This window comes from Pseudomonas sp. S06B 330 (assembly GCF_002845275.2).
In the GTDB taxonomy this organism is placed as follows: domain Bacteria; phylum Pseudomonadota; class Gammaproteobacteria; order Pseudomonadales; family Pseudomonadaceae; genus Aquipseudomonas.
In genome coordinates, this window is sequence record NZ_CP088149.1 from 2,273,345 (window position 1) to 2,296,910 (window position 23,566).

The 23,566-nt window shown below is 60.5% G+C and carries 11 protein-coding genes and 1 pseudogene; 7 read left to right on the plus strand and 5 right to left on the minus strand.

Annotation, left to right across the window (positions count from 1 at the left end; genetic code table 11):
- The first annotated feature begins 191 nt into the window (after positions 1-191).
- Entirely contained in the window at positions 192-5,993 is a 5,802-nt protein-coding gene (locus tag CX511_RS10295; protein WP_158239999.1) for a CHAT domain-containing protein, read from the plus strand.
- A gap of 3 nt (positions 5,994-5,996) precedes the next feature.
- Here the strand turns inward: CX511_RS10295 and CX511_RS25625 are convergent, their stop codons facing one another.
- The 3 genes and pseudogenes from CX511_RS25625 to CX511_RS10305 form a co-directional block, all read right to left on the minus strand.
- Positions 5,997-6,752, minus strand: a complete 756-nt coding sequence (locus CX511_RS25625) for a methyl-accepting chemotaxis protein (protein WP_373432766.1) — start codon at positions 6,750-6,752, stop codon at positions 5,997-5,999.
- Positions 6,753-6,854: 102 nt separating this feature from the next.
- Positions 6,855-8,123, minus strand: a pseudogene (locus tag CX511_RS25630) (methyl-accepting chemotaxis protein); the annotation flags it as partial.
- A 74-nt stretch (positions 8,124-8,197) separates the two neighbouring features.
- The gene (locus CX511_RS10305; protein ID WP_101292603.1) at positions 8,198-9,550 is read right to left on the minus strand and encodes an APC family permease; all 1,353 of its coding nucleotides are present in this window, start codon (positions 9,548-9,550) and stop codon (positions 8,198-8,200) included.
- A 440-nt stretch (positions 9,551-9,990) separates the two neighbouring features.
- On the opposite strand from CX511_RS10305, the gene CX511_RS10310 reads away from it, so the two are divergent.
- Together CX511_RS10310 and CX511_RS10315 are read left to right on the plus strand one after the other, a co-directional pair.
- Entirely contained in the window at positions 9,991-11,673 is a 1,683-nt protein-coding gene (locus CX511_RS10310; RefSeq protein ID WP_045184056.1) for a hypothetical protein, read from the plus strand.
- Positions 11,670-13,160, plus strand: a complete 1,491-nt coding sequence (locus CX511_RS10315; protein ID WP_101292601.1) for a hypothetical protein — start codon at positions 11,670-11,672, stop codon at positions 13,158-13,160. Before CX511_RS10310 ends, CX511_RS10315 begins: the two co-directional genes overlap by 4 nt.
- A gap of 2 nt (positions 13,161-13,162) precedes the next feature.
- On the opposite strand, the gene CX511_RS10320 is transcribed toward CX511_RS10315, so the two are convergent.
- Positions 13,163-14,128: a LysR family transcriptional regulator gene (locus tag CX511_RS10320; RefSeq protein WP_045184055.1), complete on the minus strand. Its 966-nt coding sequence runs from the start codon at positions 14,126-14,128 to the stop codon at positions 13,163-13,165.
- A gap of 169 nt (positions 14,129-14,297) precedes the next feature.
- Here CX511_RS10320 and CX511_RS10325 point away from each other — a divergent pair, with 169 nt between their 5' ends.
- Genes CX511_RS10325 through CX511_RS10340 form a run of 4 tightly spaced genes read left to right on the plus strand, consistent with a single transcriptional unit; the run spans position 14,298 to position 22,598 of the window.
- The gene (locus tag CX511_RS10325; RefSeq protein WP_101292599.1) at positions 14,298-15,602 is read left to right on the plus strand and encodes an MFS transporter; all 1,305 of its coding nucleotides are present in this window, start codon (positions 14,298-14,300) and stop codon (positions 15,600-15,602) included.
- A 27-nt stretch (positions 15,603-15,629) separates the two neighbouring features.
- Complete coding sequence (locus CX511_RS10330; protein WP_101292597.1) at positions 15,630-16,859, plus strand: Zn-dependent hydrolase; 1,230 nt, start codon at positions 15,630-15,632, stop codon at positions 16,857-16,859.
- A 10-nt stretch (positions 16,860-16,869) separates the two neighbouring features.
- On the plus strand, positions 16,870-17,937 hold the full coding sequence (locus tag CX511_RS10335; protein WP_045184047.1) for a histone deacetylase family protein: 1,068 nt from the start codon (positions 16,870-16,872) through the stop codon (positions 17,935-17,937).
- Positions 17,938-17,996: 59 nt separating this feature from the next.
- Positions 17,997-22,598 (plus strand): NEL-type E3 ubiquitin ligase domain-containing protein, encoded by a 4,602-nt coding sequence (locus CX511_RS10340; protein ID WP_158239998.1) that lies wholly within the window; start codon positions 17,997-17,999, stop codon positions 22,596-22,598.
- A 51-nt stretch (positions 22,599-22,649) separates the two neighbouring features.
- Here the strand turns inward: CX511_RS10340 and CX511_RS10345 are convergent, their stop codons facing one another.
- The gene (locus tag CX511_RS10345) at positions 22,650-23,549 is read right to left on the minus strand and encodes a LysR family transcriptional regulator (protein ID WP_101292593.1); all 900 of its coding nucleotides are present in this window, start codon (positions 23,547-23,549) and stop codon (positions 22,650-22,652) included.
- Positions 23,550-23,566 lie beyond the last annotated feature (17 nt).

The following is a 23,566-nucleotide window of genomic DNA, read 5'->3' on the forward strand; positions in this document are numbered from 1 at the left end:
ATAGATAGAAAGGCGTGAACTTTAGTGAAGGATAGGTGGAGTAGCTAATTGCCATGGCTCAGCCACTGTTTGCCCTGAAACACTTGGCGTTGTCGATGCGAAGTTTAAGCCTTACTTCACTGTGTTGGTTGACGTAGTACACAGGTTTCAGATCAGCACCCCATGATTTGCCTCGCGCAGAGGGAATGATTGTGAAACCGACCGACGCCCCTCCACTGATCAAATTACCCCTCTCACAACACGCTGATGGTGGGCCCATCGCAGCTCCGTCGCGTGGCGCGCGAGCAAGTCGAAGCGCCAGTGGCGGGGCGTTCACTACCCTGGAGAACGTACGCGTTCTGCACACCTGGCAATTGGCGCGCGCCGCCCGAGCCGGTGACGCCCCTCGCAGCGAAACCTTGCACGACCCTCGTGCGTTGCTGGCGCTGGAGGCTAGCGATGGCTCGACGGTGTTCATTCGAACCGATGCCCTGGTCGAACAATTGCGCCGCACCCGGCCGGATGTTGTCGATAGCGATGGCGCGATTGATTTGGCCCGCTTCACCGATATCCAAGGCAAGAACCGTGGCGCAGCGGATTGGATCTGGCGGCAGGTCAGGCAACTGGTACTCGACGATGACGCCATCACGGAGGTGGCCAAGTCATTGATCACCGATAAAGTCGGTGGTGTGGCCGTCGACTGGGCAGCGCTCAAGGGCGCCACGGCGCTGATGACGGCCATCGAAGGCCAACTGGCCGGTCCTCCTGGGCTGTATCGCTGGAACGGCGGGGCATTAACTTCGCAGGACATGATTGCCAACGAGAAAGCGCTGCAGGCGGATAAGCCGATTTTGTTGTTCATTCACGGGACTGGCTCGCATACCCTTGGCAGCTTCGGTGAATTGCCCAGCACTGCAGCCTGGAAGGACCTGCAACTGAAGTTCGCCAACCAGATTGTCGGCCTTGAACATCGTACGTTCTCGCAAAGCCCAATCGACAACGCGCTGCAAGCTGTCCTGCAACTGCCAGACAAGGCTCAGTTGCAGATAATCAGCCATTCGCGCGGTGGCTTGGTTGCCGATTTACTGTGCATGGATCCCAATGCCCCGCACTTGCCGGAGTGGATCAAGCGCTATCGTCGTGAGCCCAGACCCGATGAAGTCGAGCGGGAAAAACACGACCCGACGTTGGCCGAGCAGCGCTTGGCCTTTGCTGAGACAGAACAGGCCAAACTCCACCACCTTGTGAGCCTGCTCAAGGCCAAGCAAATCAACGTCACCCATTATGTACGCGTCGCAGCCCCCGCTCGTGGTACGGCGTTGCTGTCTGACAACCTCGATGTGTTTCTTTCCTGCCTGCTGAACCTGGTGCGCAAGTTTGCTACCTGGGGTATTGGTGCAGCCGTCGGCGCTGTTGCTACGCCAGTGGCTGGAGGGCTGGCCGGTCAGGCTGCTGCCCGCAGCCTGAAACTGCTCGAACGCGTGGTCTTGGAAATCGCCGATAAACGCCTGCAACCGCAAGTGGTACCTGGCATCGAGGCCATGTTGCCCGAGGCCCCGATGGCGATGTTGCTGGCACGGGCTGTGCCACTGGCGAAGCTGAAGATGGCCATTGTGGCCGGTGATACCGACGACTCGGCCAGCGGGATTCTGGAACGCGTGGGTTACATGTTCGTCAACTGGGCGCTATTCGATCGAGCCCGTAATGATCTGGTAGTCAACACCGACTCCATGTACGGCGGACTGTTCGATCATGTTCAAGAGGCCCATGCCATGGCGGTTGAAGGGCCGCAGGTCAACCACTTCCATTATTTTCGCGATGCGGTCAGTTACCGTAATCGGCCGCTGCCCAGTAGCCTGAGCGACTGGCTGTTGGACAGAGGTCAGTCGGCCGTTGCGCGAGACGAGCAACGTTCCGCTGACGAAGTCATATTGGTCAAGAGCCTGCAAGTGACCGAAACGGTGGTGTACATAGTGCCCGGCATCATGGGCAGCAGCTTGCAAGTGGGGGCTGATACGGTCTGGCTTGATCCCCTCCACCTTGCGCTCAAAGGGTTGGGCGGTATTGCCTTCGACGCGCCGAACGTAGAAAGCCATGCGCTGATCGAGCTGGCCTACAAGGATTTGCACGACTATCTCAGTGCCACCCATTCTGACGTCATCGACTATGACTACGACTGGCGACAGCCATTGCAGCAACTTGGCCGCGAACTCGCCTTGGCGTTGCGCGAGCAACTTGCCCAGCAGCCGAAAAAGAGCATTCGTTTATTGGCCCACAGCATGGGTGGGCTGGTCGTTCGCGCAGCCTTCGCGCAAGACACCACGTTATGGGCGGATCTGGTAACCCATGCCGATGGGCTGGTGGTGATGCTGGGGACTCCGAATCATGGCGCCTACTCCATGGTTGAGACCCTGCTCGGTCAGTCTGACACCATTCGTATGCTGGCCCGGGTCGACGTGAATAACAAATTGCCGACGATTCTGCAGATTGTTGCGGCATTCCCGGGCGCCTTGCATTTGTTGCCTGCCCCCGGATTCGAGGACGTCGGCGGGAATAGCCCGGTGGATTTCTTCGCGGCGGCCAGTTGGAGCCAATTGGCCCTGAAGAATAATGACTTCTGGTTCGGCGACGAACTGGGCGCACGTCCTGGCGCTACCGTACTGACGCAGGTGAAGGCGTACTGGCGAGCACTTGCAGACAATCAATGGATCGATTTCGCGCCAGAGCGGGTCAGCTATATCTATGGTCAAGGTAAGAATACGCCCTGTGGGCTGGATATCAGCGGCGAGCAGCTGATGCTGAGGGGCACTGCGCAGGGCGACGGCACCGTGACCTGGCGCTCCGGTCAACTGGCCAACTTGCCAGACAACCGCTATTGGTACATGCCGGTGAAGCACGGCGAGCTTGCGTCGAGCAAAGACTATTTTTCCGAGATTGAATGCTTGTTGCTCAAACGCACACCCAAGCGTCTGCAGCGCCTGCCCACGAGTCGCGCAGGCGAGCGCTCCAGCGTTTTGGTGAGTTTTCGTGGTGGGCCGGTGGCCTATCCGACCGATGCCCAATTGTTCGGACAGGTGCTTGGCAGCGCCAACCGCCTGGAGCCCAAGCCTGAGCTGACAACACTGCAAATCAATGTCCTGGCAATGAACCTGAGCTGCATCCAGGTACCGCTTATCTGCGGTCACTACCGGAGTGATTCGATTTCCGGCGCCGAAGCCACCATCGATCAGACGTTGGTAAACGGCGCGCTGTCCCAGCGCCAGCGTCTGGGCTTGCACTCCGGCGAGCTGGGTAACGCCACGGTGGTGCTGGTGCCTCGTACGGCCGAGGAGGTACACCGTGAAACAGGGCGTGGTGCGCTGATTGTAGGCCTCGGCGAAATGAGCGAACTGACCGCTGAAGTCGTGACCCAGGCGGTGCGCAGCGGTGTGTTGCGTTACCTACTGAACGCCGTGGACCAATACGCACAGGCAAAGCGCCTGGACGACCCCAGCAAGCCCGACGCCCCGTTGCATCTGCATATCGCCAGTTTGCTTCTGGGTACCAACTCCAGTGCCCAATTGACGGTTGATGAGTCGATCCGTGCCATCACCCTGGGGGTGTTGCAGGCAAATCGCCAATATGCCGCCGTTTGTACGGGCGCCACAGGGCGTGCTGCATCGGTGACTCGACTGGATATTGTCGAGATGTTTGTTGATGCGGCAATCTGCGCCGGCTACGCGGTGGCGACTCTCGATCACGAACTGTCGGGCGAGCTTTCACGGCTGAACAGCCAACTGGAGCTGGCTCAGGCCGTGCAGTTCGGTGAAGGCGCCAGACCGCGCTTGAGCGTAACGTCGCCAAGTGATTACTGGCCGCGGTTGCAGGTCAGTAATGCTGACGGGGGGAGAGGTAGCAGCGATCCTGAAACTAGCAACGACAGTGGCAGCAAGCCCGCGCAACGTTTCAATTACCTGTACATGGGGCAGCGTGCCAGGGTCGAGGCGCTGGTCGATCAACGTCAGCCTGGGTTGTTGGAGAAAATGGTCGACAGTGCCCTGCGCGGGCAGAACAGCACCCGCTACGATTCCTCGGCGTTTTTCGGCAACAGTCTGTTCCAGTTGATGCTCCCGCTCGGCTTCAAAAGCGCGGTGCGCAAATCGGACAATCTGATCCTGGTGCTGGATGACAGCAGCGCCAATCTGCCGTGGGAGATGCTTGAGAGCGATGGTGTTCCGTTGATTAAACGCACTCGCCTGGTGCGTCAGTTCATTACCCAGCGGTACCGGCGCGAAGTGGTGCGCACCGACATCATGAATGCCTGTGTGATTGGCAACCCCTCTACGCGAGGCTACTTCACGCAGTTCGGGATAAAGGGGCAGCAGCACTCATCGGATTGGCTGGCGGACCTGCCTGGCGCCCAACGCGAAAGTGAGGCGGTCGGCCGCGTGCTCGACGGTGCCGGGTACGCCACCTGGAGCCTGTTCAGCGATGCCAGTGCCGTTGAAGTATTTGACCAATTGTTCGCCAGGCCTTACCGGGTGCTGGTGATCTGTGCCCATGGTGTGTACCAGAGTAAAGACAGCAACGGGCAGTCGCGTAGCGGCGTGGTGCTGTCTGATGGTTTGCTGCTGACGGCCGCTGAAATTGATCGGATGGAGATCGTGCCGGATTTGGTGTTCTTGAGCTGTTGCCACCTTGGCAAGGTGTCGGGCTTTGAGCCAGGCGGCAACCGCCTGGCAGCCGGTTTGGCGCAAGAGCTGATCAACATGGGCGTGCGGTGTGTCGTGGCCGCAGGCTGGGAGGTCGAGGACAATGCGGCCTGTTGTTTCTCTGAAAGCTTCTTCAGTCGCCTGGCCATTCACGGCGACCCTTTTGCCGAAGCCATTGCCTGCGCGCGCCTGGAGACCCTGGAGCAATACCCCAGCTGTAACACCTGGGGGGCTTACCAGGCTTATGGTGATCCGTTATTCCAACTGCGGCTGTTACCTTCAGGTGATGGAAATAGTAGCTGTCTGCGCGGCTCTCCGGAATTGCTCGACTGGCTTGAGGAACTGCGGCTGATGGCGGCAAACCCGAATCCCTCAACAGCCAGAGGCGGTTTTGAGCAATTAAGGGACCACGTCGATAAAAGGCTGAAGGCATTGCCGGAAAACTGGATCAATCAAGCCGAGGTCCAATATGGCTTAGGGCTGTTGTACAGCGAGTGGAGTGAAGCCCAAGCGTTGGCCCGTGCCCGCGAGGCATTGCTGCGGGCCGTAGCCTGCTTCAATGGTCGAGGGTGCGTACCGATGACCGCGGTGGAAAAACTGATCGATGTGGAGGTGCGTCAGGCCTACCTGGTGGCGGTCCCTGCCGCCAGTGCCGCCCGTGCGAATTTCAAAAAAGCCAATCAGCTGATTGAGGCAGCCATAACCCGCGCGAATCACTTGAGCGATGCCTGTGAAGCAAGCCCTGGAGGGGTGTTGGCCCGTCGCCAGGTCATGCGTGGTCGAGCCCTCAAGCGAAAAGCGCATATCACGCTGCTGTACAGCGCCACGCAAGTGAAATCCAAGGTGCTCGATAAGCGCATACAAAAGCATCTTGATGACGCCAGACTGGCCTATGCCGTGGGGCAAGGTACAACGGCAGCGGACTGGAACCCCTATGCCATGCTCAATCGCATTCAGCTGGAAGTGATGTGTCAGTCAGGTCAGCAATCGATCAGCGATCTGGATCGCTGCGAAGCGGAGGCGCAGGCCCGCTACAAACGGTCGTTTGGCGTATTCGATGCGGTCATGAAAGCCGATGTGTTGCTGACCCGTTGGCTGATCGTGGTCACAGGAGGGACTACAGGGACGAGGCTCTACACGGAGAGGGAGCTCAATGACAGCTACGACGATGCGCTGGCCGGCCAGCGCATTTCGGCACGCCAGTTCGACTCGGTCGTGCGCCAGCTGCAGATGATCGCAAGCTGGCTGACCTGGACTGGCAGAATCATTGAGGCCAATGTGCCGGAGAACATCGCCCGAGTGCTACTGAGACGACGAGGATGACGACTAGACCTTGAACGTCGCCATCAGCCCCTGTTGATGATTGGCCAGACGGTTCAGTGCCTGGCTGATCTGCGCCGACTCTTGCGCCTGCCCGGACAGCGATTCGGTCACATCGCGAATGCTGGCGACGTTGCGATTCACCTCTTCTGCCACCGCACTTTGCTCTTCAGCGGCTGAAGCGATCTGCAGGTTCATGTCGGTGATCACCGCCACCGCATCGCCAATCCGCTGCAAGGCCGGCACTGCCTGCTCGGCCTGGGCGACACTGCCCTGCGCCTGGCGGTGGCTGCTGTGCATCGAGCCCACCACCTCGCGCGTACCGTGTTGCAAGCCTTCAATGACCACGCGGATCTCATCGACCGAGTCTTGAGTGCGTTTGGCCAGGTTACGCACTTCATCGGCGACCACGGCAAAACCGCGACCGGCCTCGCCGGCACGCGCCGCTTCAATGGCGGCGTTCAAGGCCAGCAGGTTGGTCTGCTCAGCGATCGAGCGAATCACTTCAAGCACCGAGCCGATCTGTTCGCTACGGTTGGCCAGCTGTTGCACTTCTTCCATGCCCGCGGTCATTTCACAAGCCAGTTGCTCAATGGCACGGGTGGTGGTGCGGATCAGTTCCAGGCCTTCGCGAGTGGCCACGTCTGCACCGCGAGCAGCCTCGGCCGCCTGCGCGGCATTGCGCGCGACATCCTGGGCAGTGGCGCTCATTTCTTGCGAGGCCGTGGCCACCTGGTCGACTTCGCGGTACTGCTGTTGCATGCCCGCGCTGGTCTGGCTGGCGATGGCTGCCGACTGGTCGGCGGTGCCACGGGCATCCTGGACCGAGGCTTTGACGTCGGCAATCACCGGTTGCAGCTTGTCGAGGAAGCGGTTGAACCAGCCCGTCAGCTCACCCAGTTCATCTTCGCGCGAGTAGTCCAGGCGGCGGGTCAGGTCGCCTTCACCGCTGGCGATGTCTTTGAGCATCGCAGCGACCTTGAGGATCGGTCGGGTCACGCCACGGGCAGTCATCCAGATCACCAGCAGGCCCAGTACCGCAGCGCCCAGCGCCATGAGCAGGCTGGTCAAGTTGGCGCTGTTGTTGTGGGCATCCAGGCGTGCATTGAGTTCGACAGCCGGGGCTTGCAAGACCTGCTCGGGCACTTCCAGCAACACGCTCCACGGCCGTGCGCCGGGCACCGGGGCGAACGACTGACTGACCTGCAGCATGCCGTTGTCATTGAACTCCGCCGCCTTGCCGGCCCGCATCTGGGCACTCAAGGCGGTGCCTTGCGCACCGAAAACCGCTTCGATTGTCTTGCTCAGCTGGCTACCGTCACGGCTGTGCCCGGCCAGCAGGCCAGCGGGGCTGACGATGCTGACCTGGCCGTTGCCGTCAAACAGTTCCTGACGTCCCTCGAGGCTCAGTTGCTGCAGGTTGTCGAGGCTGATGTCCAGGCCCATGACGCCAATCACCTTGCCGTCCTGTTTGAGCGGGATGGCGATGCTGGTCATCAGCGGCGTACGGTCGCCGACGGTGTCGAAGTAGGGATCGATCACGCAGGTTTCACCGGTCTCCAACGGGCAGGTCAGCCAACGGTTGTAGGCAAAGCCGTTAGCGCCGGGGCTGGTGTCGGCGAGCATCGATTCGGGCATCGCCTCTGAATCAAGTTGACCCGGTTGCGGTTGCGACCAGTACAAGGAAAAACGCCCGGTTTCGTTGCTGCCCACGTCCGTGTGATCGACGAATGCGCTGTCCTTGCCATCGAGCGCGTCGGGCAGGAACACCACGTACAGGCCCAGCAACTCAGGGTTATCACCCAGTGCCGTTTTCGCCTGCGCGGTCAGTGTCTGGCGCAGGTTGTCGGCACCTTGGGCCTTGAGCACTGTCATCAGGTGGGCAATGCCGTTGCCATACAAGTAGGCATCCTTGAAATAGCGCTGGATGCGCACGGCCTGCAACTGGGCATAGGTGTGCAAGCGCAGGCGGGCATTTTGGTCGAGCATTTGCGTGTTAGCGCTGTTGACCAGCGCGGCACTGCGGCTGGACTGAAACAGCGCGGCCCCCATTAGCAGCACCACGATGGCCAGCAGGCAGAGGCCGGCCAGCAGGGTGATCTTCCATTGAATGAGGAGGCGGCGCAGCAACATGGGGACGTCCTTATTGTTGGAGGTATTGAACGCAAAAGCCCGTCATGATCGACGGGCTGTTTCGCTTTGAAGCACTACTCGGCAATGAAGCTCGGTGGCGCAACCTTGAAGGCTTTGGTCAGATACGCCAGATATAACACACCCAGCGCGGCCCACACGCCGCCGAACAGCAGCGAGTGTTCATCGAGGTCCAGCCACAGAATGGCGATGATGCAAAAGCCGAGGGTGGGCACCACCAGGTACTTGATCTTGTCCACCAGGGTCTTGCTCCGGCCTTCACGCAGGTAGCAGTGCACGATCACCGAGAGGTTCACAAAGCTGAACGCGACCAAGGCGCCGAAGTTGATCACCGAGGTGGCGGTTACCAGGTCGAAGAAGATCGCCGACAGCGAAATGAAACCGACGATGACGATGTTGATCGCTGGGGTTTTCCACTTGCCATGCAGGCGGCCGAAGTAGCGGCGCGGGATGACATTATCGCGGCCCATCACGTACAGCAGGCGCGAGACACTGGCTTGCGAAGCCAGGCCCGAGGCCAGGGTGTTGATGAAGGTGCAGCAGATAAAGATCGATTGGAACAGCTTGCCACCGACATACAGAGCAATTTCCGGCAGGGCGGCTTCGTGATCCTGGAAGCGGTCCATGGTCGGGAAAAACGACTGGATGTAGAACGACACGATGATGAACACCAGGCCGCCGATCAGCGCGATGAGGAAGATCGCCCGCGGGATGACCTTCTCGGCATTCTCGGTTTCCTCCGACAGAGTGGTGACCGCGTCGAAGCCCAGGAACGAGAAGCACAGAATGGTGGCGCCAGCGACCAGGGCGTTGAAGTGGGTGTCTGCACCGGCAAACGGCAGCAGGCTCCAGGTCGTGCCCAAGCCTTCGCCGCTGTGCAGGCCGCGTACGGTCAGGTAGATGAACACGCCGATAATAACCGCCTGGATGGCCACGAACAGGGTGTTGAAGTTGGCCACCAGGTTGATGCTACGGATGTTGATCAGGCTCATGATCGTCACGAAGCCGACCACCCAGGCCCAGGCCGGTACTTCCGGGAACATCACCGAGAGGTAGAGTTTGGCCAGCAGGGCGTTGACCATCGGCAGCAGCAGGTAGTCGAGCAGTGACGACCAGCCGACCAGAAAGCCGACATGCGGGTTGATCGCCCGACGGGTGTAGGTGTAAGCCGAGCCGGACTCGGGGAAACGACGGACCAGTACGCCGTAGCTCACGGCGGTAAAGAGGATGCCAAGCAGGGCCAGCACATAGGCGCTGGGCACGTGCCCGTCGGTGATCCCGGAGACGATGCCAAAGGTGTCGAACACGGTCATCGGCGCGATGTAGGCCAGGCCGATGATCACCACTTGCCAGAGTTTCAGGGTCTTTTTGAAGTGTGCGTCGGGTACTGCGGCGTGGTTAGCGGACATGCTGGCTGCGCTCCTGGCGTCCGAAGGAGCGGGGTGTAGCGGTGAGAACGGGTCCTTTGTTCTGCTGGTAGGGTGCGCGTGAAGAGACTGACATCATGGATGGCACTTGCCCGTATTTTGTTTGGAATTATTTTTCTTTGCAGAGGTGAGGCCGTGGAAAAATAAGAAGGCGCCTGAGGTGTGTCAATTAAATTCTGACAAATTGTTTCAGCGGTGTTTCAAGCGTTTTCAGTTAGACGGCTCTATTTCGCAGCTTCTGGTCGATATGTGTGTTTTGGTCGATGTCTAATAAAATCGACGTCGTGTCCGTTATCGATGACCGGTAGTCGATTTTTATCGATAAACACTTCTGTAGAAGCTCAATCTTCAGTGGTGGCAATATGCCTTTAGTGTCGTTAGGATCGACACATTTGAGCAGCGCTCCCCTACAAGGATTTTTCATGGCCAGCGTCAACATCTACCTGCGTGAGCAGCTCGCAGCCGTCTCCGCCAAGAACATCGCGATCGCGCCGGGCATCGACGACAAGAAACTCAACAACGCCGTCAAGGCGTTCGGTTACAGCGACAACCCCGCCAATGTCGTCGCCTTGTTCGATAACACCCTGTTCGGCAGCGGCAAGGATGGCCTGCTGTTTACCGGCGAGCAGCTGATCTACCGGGCCAGTTTCTCCGACCCCGTAGCCATCAGTTTTGCCGCCATCGCCTCGGTGCAACGGGTGGAAACCTGGGTGGGGAGCAAGAAGGACAAACTTGAGCAGTCCCTCCTGGTCGTGCGCGAGGATGGCAGTCAGGTGGTGATCAAGGACCTGCTCGACTGCAACTATGAGGTGCTGGCCACAGTGTTGCAGGGGGTTGTCAGCGACTTTGACGACTTTCAGGAAGAGAAGCAGCTGATCCCCATCGATGAGATGCAGGAAGCGGTCAAGGTCGCCTACGTCAAGGCGATCATCAACATGGCCTATGACAACGATGCCGTCATCGATGAGAAGGAGTTCGCCGAAATCCTCTTGCTGATGACGCGCCTGAACCTGAGTAGCGAGTCACGCTTGAGCCTGCGTGCCTACATGACGGCAAGCGGCGAGGTGACACCCCTTGAGGACTTGCTGAGCCTGATCGATAGCCAATGCCCGGCCGGGCAGATCAAGTCCGTGCATATTTCCCTGACCAAGGACTTGATCAACCTGTTCTTCTGCACCGGCGGCACGTCAATCGAACAGTTCGCTTTTCTGCAAAAGTACCGTGGCCTGTTGCAGGTAACCGATGGCGAGATTGATCTTGCGGTCGCGGCCATTGTGCATGACCACAACATGCTCAAGGACGATGTCACCGACGACCAGTTCGCCAAGGCCATGAAGGTGCTTTCAGCCAAGGCCGCAGCGGTGGGCACGCCATTGGCGGCGGTGTACCTGTCGGGTTCGGTGGTGGGCATGTCCGCCGCAGGCCTGACCTCGGGGCTGGCCACCCTGGGCATGGGCGGCATGCTCGGGCTGTCGAGCATGGCCACCGGCATCGGTGTCGCGGTGCTGATCGGCGTGGGTGCCTACACCGGCATCCGCAAGCTCACCGGGGCCAACGAACTGACCCGCTCCAAGCGCCGCGAACTGATGCTCAACGAAGTTATCAAGCAGACCCAGGCGACGATTTCCCTGCTCATCGAAGACATCAACTACATCACCGTGCGCCTTAACCAGGCGATTACCGCGCACGGCGATCAGGATGCGCAGATCAAAAAGCTGATGAGCCACCTGAGTCAGATGACCAGTGCCGGCACCGTTCTCAACAACAAGGCCAGCGCTACCCAGAGCAGCGCCACCAAACTGCGGTGCGCGCCGTTCCTGGATGAAGGCAAGTTGCGCGTGCTGACTGCCGAGCCGACCAAGGCAGAACTCTTTGCCTTCATTCGCGGCTTCTACGAGGAACGTGCCTTTACCTTGGAGAAAGACGGTCAGAAAACCGAGGTCACCAAACTTGCCGTCAAACCTGGCGCATCACTGCAGGAACTGGAAAACCTGGCGAAGGCCTTTGAGGCGATCGGGTATTTCAACGTCGGCGATGTTCTCAAAAGTACGGCGGCCGATGTGGCCGGCAAGGCCAAAGACAAACTCACCGGTCTGTTCTCGTGAGCAATAAGCAGCCGCTGCACGATCAGGCCCTGGCGATGCTCGTGCAGAACCACCAGCTCGATGCCGGCCAGGCCCAGCTCGGGCGTCTTGACGGCGCCTTGGAGCAGATGCTCGCCGGGCAACGGCAGAATCAGTTGCAGCTGGAGCGCATGCTGGCCCAGGCGCAAGCCATGGCCAGTGAAAACCACATCGTCTTTGAGATGGACGCGGACGAGGCGTTGCTGATCGACAGCAGCTTTTACGTGCAGGTTGATGAGGTGACGCTGGTGCATGAGCCGATTGCCTTGCTCGACAGCGTCGACCGCGGCGCTGCACGCGACTGGCAGGATTACCTCGATGAGGTGACGGCCTATGCCGCACGGCATGAACTTGCCGTCGCTGAGGATCCTTTCCAGCACCTGATGAGCACCAGCCAGCGCATCGCCCTGGAAAAGCGCATCAAAGACGAGTTTTCCCTCAAAGGGGCAAACTGCGATAAGTACGACTACATGATCGCAGCCACCTGTGGCTTGATCGGTGGTCTGATCGATGTGTTTTTCGTTGGCTTGCCGGGGCAGGGGCCGCTGACGCAGTTCAGCGACGACATGACCGACAAGGCCGTGCAGAAGTTTGCCGCCTGGAACGGCTGGACCGGGCCCAACGAAGGCAAAGACCCTACCGCCAGTGCCATCGGCTTTCTGGAGCGACGCTACAAGGTTAACTACGACCACCGCCACGGCGGGGACGTCGATCATCTGTTCAAGATGAGTACCAAGAACCACCACATCAAAAGCCTGGCCCATTCGCCGGACCTTGTGGGCTTGTTTTTCTCGATCCTTGACCAGTTCACCAGCACCGCGCATTTTGTCGACGGCGGCAAGTTGATCAGCGTCGACACCAAGACCTTTGAGCTCAGGGGCTCGAACCTGGTGACCAAGCTGTTTGCCGCCTTTGCCAACTGGCTTGGCCACCTGTTTTCCGACATGGCCGGCTCCTCCGGGGCGACGGGGCGTGGCTCGGGTATTCCGATGCCGTTTTACTCGTTGTTGCAGTTCATTGACGTTGGTGAATTCGGCCAACACCGCCAGACCTTTGCCACCGTCGCTGTCCAGGTATTTGAACGCGGTTACGATTTGCGTCATGGCATGGCATTGGCGATCCCGGTGCTGGTGACCGAACTGCTGACCCGCTTGATGTGGACGGTCAAGCAACGTTTCTACCATCAACAACCCTGGGCCGCGTGCATCCCCTCGGCGGCCAACCCGGAACTGCGGCGCATGCTGCTGATCGGCCACGGTGCCTTGTGCCTGGTGGACGGCACCGATGCGGCGCTACGCTCTGGTGGTGACATGATCCAGTTCATGCTGCGCAGCAACCTGGTGGCCTGGGCGCGCTTCGGCACATTGGCGCTCAAAGAGCTCAAGGTCTGGTATCGCCAGGGTGACTTGGATATCGAGGCGGTGGACGGTTACCTGGAGGCCGAGTACCGACGGATGCTGGCGGCCTGAGCTTAAAGCCCCTTCAGAACGCCTGTAGAGGGTGCTGGCCAGGCCTTATTGGGCTCAAGCCCGCTTCTACAGGCCTCGAGAAACACCGACTCCGCCCGGCTCATGCGCTGTTCGCGGTTCCACAGCAGGTGAATGTCGACATCGGCAATCCCGGCATAGGGCGGCAGCGGCCATAACAACCCTGCGTCGACATCTTCCGCTACCACGTGCGCCGGCAAGCAGCCAATGCCAAACCCGGCGATCACCAACCGCCGCACTTCCTCCAGGCTCGGTGATGAGGCGACGATGCGCCCGCTAAAGCCTTGCTGGTCACGGAAGATGGTCAACGGCGAGAGCATGCCGCCAATCTGGTCGCTGGTGAAGCTGACGAAGTTCTCTTTGTGCAGGTCGCCCTCGGCCACGTTGCGCTGGCCGAACAAGGCGTGGTGCTTGCCACAGTAAAAGGCATAGCGCTGGCGCAAGAACAATTGCTGTTCCAGGCGCGGCTGCGGCCGGCGGTTGAGGCTCAGGCCCAGGGTCGCGGTTTTCTCCTGCAGGGCACTGACGATGTCGGAGCTGCGCATGACGTCGATTTCCAGCTCCACTCGCGGGTGCTGGCGATGGAAGTCGGCCAGAAATTCGTCAAAGCGCTCGGAGGCGATCCGGCTGATCATCAGCAGCCGCACTTTGCCAATCACTTCGTCGGCGGGTTGCTCCAGCACGCCGCTGACCTGCGACATTTGCCCGTAGATTTCCCCGGCCAGGTGGAAGATCTGTTCACCCACTTCGGTCAGGGCAAAACGCGGGCCGCGGCGGGCAATCAACTGGCGGCCCAATTGTTCTTCCAGGCGCTTGAGCGCCTGGCTGACGGCGGGCTGGGTCAGGTGCAGGCGCGCGGCGGCGCGGCTGATGCTCAGCTCCTGGCCGATCACCCGGAAGGTGCGCAGCAGGTTCCAGTCCAGGCGGTCGTTAAGCAGGCGGTCAGGCATGGGCAGGCCTCGATGGCATCAATATAAGTGGTGCTAATAGTGCAGATAATAAATAGAAAATTGACTAATCATAGCCCCGAGACGAAAAATCGCCCGACACAGGCGCCACCTAGAGCGCCCGAACAGCTTGTTCTCTCCTGCCAGAAAAATAATCAAAGGAGCCTGATCCATGCAGCCATCCGCTTCGCCCCAGCCCCGCCGGGCTGCGGCTGCCGCCTTTATCGGCACCATGATCGAGTGGTACGACTTTTACATCTACGCCACGGCTGCGGCGTTGGTGTTCGGCGCCTTGTTTTTCCCCTCAGACGACACACTGTTCAGCACCATGGCCGCCTTCGGCACCTTCGCCGTGGGTTTTTTCGCCAGGCCGCTGGGCGGTGTGGTGTTTGGTCATATCGGTGACCGCATCGGCCGCAAGAAGTCGTTGGTGATCACGTTGGTAATGATGGGCGTGGTCACGGTGTGCATTGGTTTGTTGCCCACCTACAGTCAGATCGGTGCCGCCGCACCGGTGTTGCTGATCCTGCTGCGTATCGTCCAGGGCATTGCCGTGGGCGGGGAGTGGGGCGGAGCGGTGTTAATGGCTGGGGAGCACGCCCCCAAAGGGCGGCGGAACTTCTTTGCCTCGTTCGCCCAGCTGGGCAGCCCGGCCGGTTTGATCCTGTCGTTGTTGGCCTTTAGCGCCGTGACCCGTTTGCCGGAAGAGGACCTCATGAGCTGGGGCTGGCGCTTGCCGTTCCTGGCCAGCGCGCTGTTGCTGCTGGTGGGCCTGGCGATTCGTCTGGGGGTCAATGAATCACCGGCGTTTCTCGCCAGCCGCGAGCAAGCCAGTAAAACCAAGGGCAAGGAGCAAGCACCGGTGATGGAGGTGCTGCGCACCGCCTGGCGACCGCTACTGCTGTGCATCGGTGCCAATACCCTGGGCATCGCCGGGGTGTACTTCACCAACACCTTCATGATTGCCTACAGCACCCAGCAACTGGGGTTGCCGCGCTCGTTGATTCTCGAGTGCCTGTTTGTGGTGGCGATCATTCAGTTCTGTATTCAGCCGATGGCCGCCTGGGTGGCGGAAAAAATAGGCGCTACGCGGTTCCTTTGCCTGGTGTCGCTGCTGGCCATGGCCTCGCCGTATCCGATGTTCGTCCTGGTCAGCTCCGGCCAGGCGCCGCTGATCATTGTCGGTATTGCCCTGGCGGTGGTGTGCATGGCGTCGTTCTATGCGGTGATCGCCGGCTACGTCAGCGGCATGTTCGAGACCCGCGTGCGCTACACCGCGATCTCCATGGCCTACCAGGTGTGCGGCGCTATCGCCGGTGGTCTGACACCGCTGGTGGGCACTTGGCTGGCGCACACGTTTGCTGGCCAGTGGTGGCCGATGGCGCTGTTCTACAGCGTGATCGCAGCGGTTTCGTTGCTCTGCGTACTGGCCCTGGCGCGCCGCCATGCCGCCGCCCATCGCCTGGAAATGGCCTGATTAGTGAAGCGTTCTGGAGAACCTGCAATGTTGAAATCCAACGGTGAACGCCTGTGGGCGAGCCTGATGGCCATGGCTGAAATCGGTGCGACCACCCGCGGTGGCAGCTGCCGCTTGGCCTTGAGTGAAGACGATCAGGCCGGGCGCGAGTTGTTCGCCCATTGGTGCCGAGAGGCGGGCATGACCTTGAGTGTCGACCCTATCGGCAACCTCTTTGCCCGTCGCCCAGGTAGCGATCCCGATGCCGCACCGGTGATGATCGGCAGCCACCTCGATACTCAGCCCGAAGGTGGCCGATTTGACGGTGTGTACGGCGTGCTGGCCGGGCTTGAGGTGGTGCGCAGGCTCAACGACCTGCACATCCACACCCGCAAGCCGCTGGACATCGCGGTGTGGACCAATGAAGAAGGCGCACGCTTCACCCCGGCGATGTTCGGCTCGGCGGTGTTCACCGGCAGCATGAAACTGGAGGATGCCCTGGCGGTGCGCGATGCCGATGGCGTCAGCGTCGCGCAGGCATTGCAGCGTACCGGCTACGCTGGCACGCGGCCCTTGGGCGGTGCGGTGGACGCCTACTTTGAGGCGCATATCGAGCAAGGCCCGATCCTTGAGGACAACGCCAAGAGCATCGGTGTGGTCAGCGGTGGCCAGGCCATTCGCTGGCTCGACGTGCAGGTCGAAGGCATGGCCGCGCATGCCGGTACCACACCGATGCCGCTGCGCAAGGACGCCCTCTATGGCGCTGCGCCGATGATCCAGGAGATTGAACAGCTGGCCTGTGACTTCGCCCCTCAGGGCCTGACTACGGTGGGTGAACTGAGTATCGCCAAGTCCTCGCGCAACACGATTCCCGGGCTGCTGCGCTTCACCGTCGACCTGCGTCATCCCCTCGACAGCGCCATTGATGAGATGGAACAACAGGTCACCAAGCGCCTACAAGCCATTGCCGCTCAACGCGGCCTTAACGTCAGCATCAGCCGTCACTGGGTCAGCCCAGCAACACCATTCGATGCCGAGTGCGTGGCCGCTGTGCAGGCTGCCGTGGATGAACTTGGCTACGCGCAACAATCGATTGTCAGCGGTGCCGGCCACGATGCAATTCTGTTGGCGCGTTACTGCCCGACCGCCATGGTGTTCATCCCCTGCGTGGGCGGTTTGAGCCACAACGAGGCCGAAGACGTATTGCCCGAGGACGTACGCCAGGGCGCCGATGTATTGCTCAATGCCGTGCTGGCTCGTGCCGGTCGCAGCGAATAAGGAGAAGCCAATGCGTTGCTATTTCCACCCCGAACAACTCCTGCACCATCCACGCAGCTACTACTCCCGCGGCCAGATGCGCACCCCGCAGGAAGTCCCCGAGCGCGCCCGCCATCTATTGCAGGCGGCGCAGCAGCTGGGCTTCGACATCACCCAGCCAGAGGATGCCGGCTTGCAGCCCCTGCTGGCGGTGCATGGCGCGCCGTACCTGACCTTTCTGGAGGAGGCGCACCCGCGTTGGAAGGAAATTCCCGAAGACTGGGGCGATGAAGTGATGTCGAACATCTTCGTCCGTGAGCCCAATGCCTTGCGCGGTATCCTGGCCCAGGCCGCACGCTATCTGGCGGACGGCAGTTGCCCGGTGGGCGAGCTGACCTGGCGTTCGGCCTACTGGTCAGCACAGAGTGCGGTGGCGGCTGCCAAGGCATTGCTCAATGGCGAACCTGCCGCGTATGCCCTGTGCCGACCACCCGGGCACCACGCCCGCGTCGAAGCCGCGGGCGGCTTCTGTTACCTCAACAACGCCGCGATTGCTGCCCAGGCGCTACGCGAGCGCTTTAGCCGTGTAGCCGTGCTCGACACCGACATGCACCATGGTCAGGGTATCCAGGAAATCTTCTACGAACGTGACGACGTCCTGTACGTGTCGGTGCACGGTGACCCCACCAACTTTTACCCAGGTGTCGCTGGCTTTGCCGACGAATGTGGCAGCGGCGTAGGCGAGGGCTACAACCTCAACCTGCCGATGGCCCATGGTGCCAGTGAAGCAGACTTCCTCGCGCAACTGGAAATAGCCCTGGCGGCGGTGCGCGACTTCGGCGCTGAGGTGCTGGTACTGTCACTTGGTTTCGATATCTATGAACTGGACCCGCAGAGCAAAGTCGCCGTAACGGGTGAAGGTTTTGCCATATTGGGCGAGCGGATCCGCAGCCTGGGTGTACCGTGCCTGATCGTGCAGGAAGGTGGGTATCACTTGGAAAGCCTGGAGGACAACGCCCGGGCATTTTTTGCCGATGCACAAGATTGGCACTTGCCGCGTCCACTTCAATGGGGTCAAGGCGTGGCCATAGATATCTAGCGCATTACCCCGCACCCGCCAACCTAACCTGTGCGTTTCTCAACAGGAGGTTGAAGGGTATGCCTGCGAGCAACGACGACGGCACAACAAAAACGCCACTGCAAATCAGCTTTGAGGCTTACCAGGACGGCTTCATTGGCCATGCCTTGCCGGCCTGGCTGCGCACGGCCAGGGTTGAGCAACTCACTGCGCTCAAGGAAGCAATGGTCCTGAGCCTGTACTTCAATCAGCGCACCCGCAGTGCGCTGGCGGGGCTGCAGAGTATCGACAGTTTCACCCTGCCGTTGCTGCAACAAGCGCTCGGTCCACGCTTGGACGCGCAGCGTTTGCAGTTCGTGATGGGGCGTAAAGAGCCGGTGATCACTTCGCAACCCATTGGGTCCCCGGTGACGGCCGCGGTGTATGCCAACATCCCCCTGCTGGAAGCGGCGCTGCGAAACTTTAACGAAGAGGAGACTCGACCGGGTGGCTATCTGGCGGGCAATCGGTTGCTCGATCCGCATGACGCGCAGACCGAACTACCCACGCCAGATGTGTTCGCCCGAGCGTGCCGGCAACTGGACCTCGGCAAGCGCTACCAGCAGCACCTTGATTCGGTGCTGTCGCCTGCCGAGGGTGTAGACGAGCAACCCGGTGAGGGGCGCAGGCGCGTGGCCTCGTTGATCGCCCGTATGCAGCGTTACAGTATGCTGGTAGATGCCCATATCGCCTGGATCAAAGGGCAATTGCACGCCGATGAACATCAGTTGCTGGTCAAGCTGTGTGGCCTCCAGAGTCCGATCAATCTCAACGATGACCCTGTGATACCCAAGCAGTTGAGTCTGCTTGGCTGTTGGCTGGAAGGCATTGTTGTTCTCGATGTGCGCGATGAAACCTTCAGCCCGCTCTACACCTCCAGCAATCGGGTGCTGGTCTATATCCCCGGCGACCCCTTGACACCGTGGCGTGCCTACCCCTCGTTGCGTCATTTTGCCAATGACCTGGGCCGTCGCCTACGCATCGGCAGCTATCAAAACTTCTTTCGTCGATTCGTTCGACGCCGCGACAGTCAGCGCTTTTTCAGCCGCGTTGTCAGTGGCTATGCCGATGTCTCGGACCTTGCCAACATCGATTTGCACGAGCGTATGCTGGCCTTTGACGGGCGCCTGTTTGACAGCCTGGCCCACGCGAGCATTCAGCGCATCAAAGATGATGCGGCGATGATTGCGGTGCCAACGTCCGCCGTCGATCGTGAGGTTCAGCGTGAGCACGATGAGCGTCTGGCGGCTGAAGGCTGGACCTTGCTCAACCTGGCAGGTCTGTTTGTGCCGGTGCTGGGTGCGTTACTGCTTGCCATGGCCGCCTGGGACCTGCTGCGTGGGGTCTATCACGGGGTGCAGGCCTGGCGCGAGGGTGACACCCATGAAGCCCTCGATCACGTCTTGAATGTCGCCATTGATCTGGCCGTCATTGCTGCAACGGCGGCGGGCATTCACGCGGTGCGCGGCGCCTGGCAACGCTCGACGGTGGTCGATAGCCTGATTCCGGCGCAGCTGAATGACGGCAGCCAGCGGTTGTGGAATCAGGACCTGAGTGCCTACCGCAGTGAAATCCCTCCGGCCGCGGCGGTGCAAGACCCTGAGGGGCTGTTTCACCTGGGTAGCCAAGCCTGGATCGAAATGGACGGTTACTACTACGCCGTGCGCCAACGCAATGGCACATGGTGCTTGAGTTCGCGTAATGGGCATGCGCCCGGGCTTGTGCACAATGGTGCGGGGGCGTGGCGACTGTGGAGCGAGCAGCCTGCCGAGTGGGAGGATCCCTACCGGCTGTTTCGTCGCCTGGGCCGCTTTTACCAGACGTTCAACGACCAGCAGATAGATGAAATTCTCACCGCCACCAACCTGAAACCTGATCAGCTACGGGCACTGCATGCCTATGCGCGGGCGCCGGATGCTTGTTTCGTCGACACCTGCGAGCGATTTGCCCTCGACCAGCGTATCCGTGTTGCGATCCTTCAACTGAGTCAAGAGCACGAGGTAGAGGATCAACAGGTGCTCGACGCGATCAGGGTGCTGCCAGGTGCTGAGGGGTTGTCTGAGCCGCTGTTGGTCAGTCTGGTCATGCGGCAACGACGATCATTGTTCCAGCAGCTCTACGACGCCAACCTTGCTGGTCATTCCGATGAAACGGCCTTGTTGCGTCGGGACTTTCCTGGTTTGCATGCGCGAGCGGCGATCGCTGTGCTCGAGGCCGCAGGAACCGCTCAGCGAGAGCGCTTGCTCGAGAGCGGTCGTGTGCCGCTACCGATGGCTGAGGCCGCGCGCACGGCGGTAAGGCAGATCCGCGTGGCGCGGGTGTATGAGGCGCTGTACCTGCACACGCCGCAATCGCTTGATCTGGCCCGTGTGTGCCTGAAGCTGTGCGGCAAATTGCCGGGAGCCCCCGCCGGGCAGCGTTGGCGCTTGTTCGACGTAACCTTGCAGGGCCCGGCGCTGCTGGCAGTGGGCGAGGGTGAAGGTGACCGGTGCCTGGATATGCTGCACCACGCGGGCGACTTCCAGCTGTTTGATGATCAAGGCCGCTCGCTGGCCGGGCCGGGTGAGTTCTTTAGCGTTATGGCCGCAGGCTTTGATGATGCCGAGCGTGATGCCATGGACGTAAGCGAACCCTTTGCGCACAACCTGCGGGTGCTGTTGGCTGCGCAGGCCAAAGTCCAACGCCAGGAGGTCGGGCAGTTTATTGGACCGGCTGAGCGCATAGGGTGGTTTCGCCCACCGCAACGTCTGGAGGATGGGCGCCTGGGGTATCCCTTGTCGGGTCGCAGCCCTGGTCATTTACGCCGACCGGCAGCTTTGCCTCGACGCTTGCGGTTGTTGTATCCCGCGTTTGACGATGCCCAGATCGAGCGTTGGCTGGAGGCGGTAAGACGCTCAGGGCAAGACCCCGATCGGGAGATCGTGCGCTTGGAACGCGAACTGTCCAGGTTGCAGGTTGAGTTGGGGCGATGGTGTGAAAGTCTTCCCGCGACGTCGTCGCAGCGTACGCCGCGACAAAGCTTGAGCCAGGCGCTGATCGGTTGTTGGCAGCATACCCGAGGCACCCACATGTACTCGGCAACCGGCGAGTTTGAGGGCTATCGCTTGATGATCTGGGGGCTGCGCCTGGATAACTTGCCAGCCTTACCCGAGAGTGTCAGCTTTGAGCATGTTCGACAGCTCTCGTTGCGGGATATGGGGTTGCGAGACCTTCCTGCCGACTTTCTCAGGGCTTTCCCTAATGTGACCCATCTGGAATTACCCAACAATCGTGTGACCCAGCTGCCGCCGAACTTGCCGCTATTGCGCTTGTTGCGCGAGCTGGACCTCTGCGACAACAGTATCGTTCTTGATCAGACGCAAGCGCAGACGCTCAGCGACTGCGAAAGCCTGGAAGTCATCAACCTGTCGTCCAACCCCTTGGGCCGCACCTTTTCGCTCGCCCGGATGATCCGCTTGCGCAGACTGCACGTGCAGCGCACCGGCATCTCACAGTTCCCGCCGGACTTACTCAGTCGTCAGGAGTTGAATGTGGCGGACCTGCGCAATAACGCAATCACTGATGTCCCTGAGCAGTTTTACCGGCTCCCGCAGCGGTTGAGCAGTGCCATTCTGCTGGAGTGGAATCCTCTGAATCAGGGCACGGTGCAACGCCTGCGCGAGTATATGCTCGCCAATGGTTGGCACATCGCCCCAGGTTGGTTAGACATACCGGCACCTGCCCCCCATGTGGTGCGTGACCGCTGGTTGAACGCGGTGGGCGCTGATGCGCTTGCGCAGCGATCCTACACCTGGGACCAAATGCAGGGCACCGAGGGTTCGCAAGCGTTTTTTCAATTGCTGGAGCGCTTGCTGGGCACCGTCGACTTTCAGCACCGACCGTTTGTGCTGGCTGATCGGGTGTTCACCTTGCTTGAGGCCATGGGTCAGTACAGCGGGCTGCGTGAAGAACTGTTCGGCGTGATGAATAATCTGGAGTTGACCTGCCAAGACAGTGCGGCCCTGCACCTGAGCACCCTGGAGTTACGCCTGTTGGTCTGGCGTGCCTGTTATGAGGCCGGGCCGGGCCGTGAACAAAGCGCACTGGTCGAACTGGGGCGCCAGATGTGGCGCCTGGACCAGGTGGACCAGGCAGCCTTGGCGGATATTCAGGCGCGCCAGGCAGCAGGACATGATCCGGATCAGATCGAAGTAGGCTTGGCCTATCGCCTGGAGTTACGCCAACTGCTCAACCTGCCAGGCCAACCCGGTGACATGGGCTTTCGCGCAATCGCCGGCCTGGATGCTCAGCAGACCCAGCGTTTGGGTCAGCAGATTCTGGCCCGGGAGAACAATGAACGCCTGGCCGAATCACTGCTGACGCGGGACTTCTGGCTGGCCCACCTCAAGCGTGCCTATGCCTCGCGCTTCAGCGCGGTCAGTGAACCCTTCCAGATGCGCTCGACTGAGCTAATGGAGGCGGCGGACACTGCGCCGATGCGCGATGACGAATACAAGGCTGCGCAGGAGCAGATCAAAGAGGAATGGGACAGGGCGGTAGCGGCCCTGACTCGAACATTGACCTACCAGACATTGCAGTTGCCCATCGAGAGTCGGGCACCTGGTGAGGAGGGGCCGCGCCCCGGGCCGTCGACGCGTTCATGACGCCCTGGCGCCTTGTTTGAACCACATGCCTGCTGCAATGGCAGGCGTGTGTCAGCCCTGAGTAACGCCCAGTATTTCCCCTACCAACCAGTTCAGCGCCCGGTCTTGCCCACGTTGAGCCAGGTACACCAGTTCCAGCTCGAAGGCCTCCAGGGCGAACGGTAACTCATGCAGTTGCAGCGGTAGCAAGGAGGCGAAGTGCCGTGCCAGTTGCGTCGGCAGCACCACGCACAGGTCCGAAGCCGCCACCAGATGGGCCGCCTGCAAGTAATTGGGCGTGGTGTAGACGATCTGCCGTGCCAGGCCTTGTTCGCCTAGCCATTGATCGACCATGCCGCGGGTCTGGCCACCGTGTACCCAGAGGTGACGCAGGCGCAGAAAACTGTCCAGGTCCAGTGCCCCACTGAGTAGCGGATGGTCGTTGCGCAGGGCGACGTGCAAGGTTTCGCGGCGCCACAAGCGTCGGGTGAAACGCGCAGGAATCTCGTCGAAACGGCCCAAAACCAGATCGAGCTGGCCACGGTCCAGGGCGTCGACCGGCAAGCTTGGCGCCAGTGGGGCAATGTCCAGGCGCAGGTGGGGTGCGCTGTCCTGCAGGCGGGGCAGCAAGGTGGGCATGCACAGTTGTTCGACGAAGTCGGTCATGGCGATGCGAAAGGTTTGGCGGCTGTGGTGCGGGTCAAAACTGTCGCCGACGTTGAGGGTCTGCTCGATCTGCTGCAAGGCCGAGCGGATCGGGCCCTCCAGCGCCAGTGCCTTGGGCGTAGGTTGCATGCGCCGACCGATGCGTACCAGCAACGGGTCGTCGAGCAGCTCACGCAGGCGCGCCAGGGCATTGCTCACCGTCGGTTGACTGAGGGCCAGGCGTTCGGCAGCACGCGACACGTTTTGTTCGCGCAGCAGCACGTCGAGGACGCGCAGTAGATTGAGGTCAAAATTGCTTATATTCATTCTGCAAATATCACGCA

Coding starts and splice junctions, on each gene's coding strand:
- CX511_RS25625 (WP_373432766.1), bottom strand. CDS start 6,752: ATGCAACAGCAGTACCGCGAAGTCGACCAGGTGGCCACGGCCTCGCAA.
- CX511_RS10305 (WP_101292603.1), bottom strand. CDS start 9,550: ATGTCCGCTAACCACGCCGCAGTACCCGACGCACACTTCAAAAAGACC.
- CX511_RS10310 (WP_045184056.1), top strand. CDS start 9,991: ATGGCCAGCGTCAACATCTACCTGCGTGAGCAGCTCGCAGCCGTCTCC.
- CX511_RS10320 (WP_045184055.1), bottom strand. CDS start 14,128: ATGCCTGACCGCCTGCTTAACGACCGCCTGGACTGGAACCTGCTGCGC.
- CX511_RS10325 (WP_101292599.1), top strand. CDS start 14,298: ATGCAGCCATCCGCTTCGCCCCAGCCCCGCCGGGCTGCGGCTGCCGCC.
- CX511_RS10330 (WP_101292597.1), top strand. CDS start 15,630: ATGTTGAAATCCAACGGTGAACGCCTGTGGGCGAGCCTGATGGCCATG.
- CX511_RS10335 (WP_045184047.1), top strand. CDS start 16,870: ATGCGTTGCTATTTCCACCCCGAACAACTCCTGCACCATCCACGCAGC.
- CX511_RS10340 (WP_158239998.1), top strand. CDS start 17,997: ATGCCTGCGAGCAACGACGACGGCACAACAAAAACGCCACTGCAAATC.
- CX511_RS10345 (WP_101292593.1), bottom strand. CDS start 23,549: ATGAATATAAGCAATTTTGACCTCAATCTACTGCGCGTCCTCGACGTG.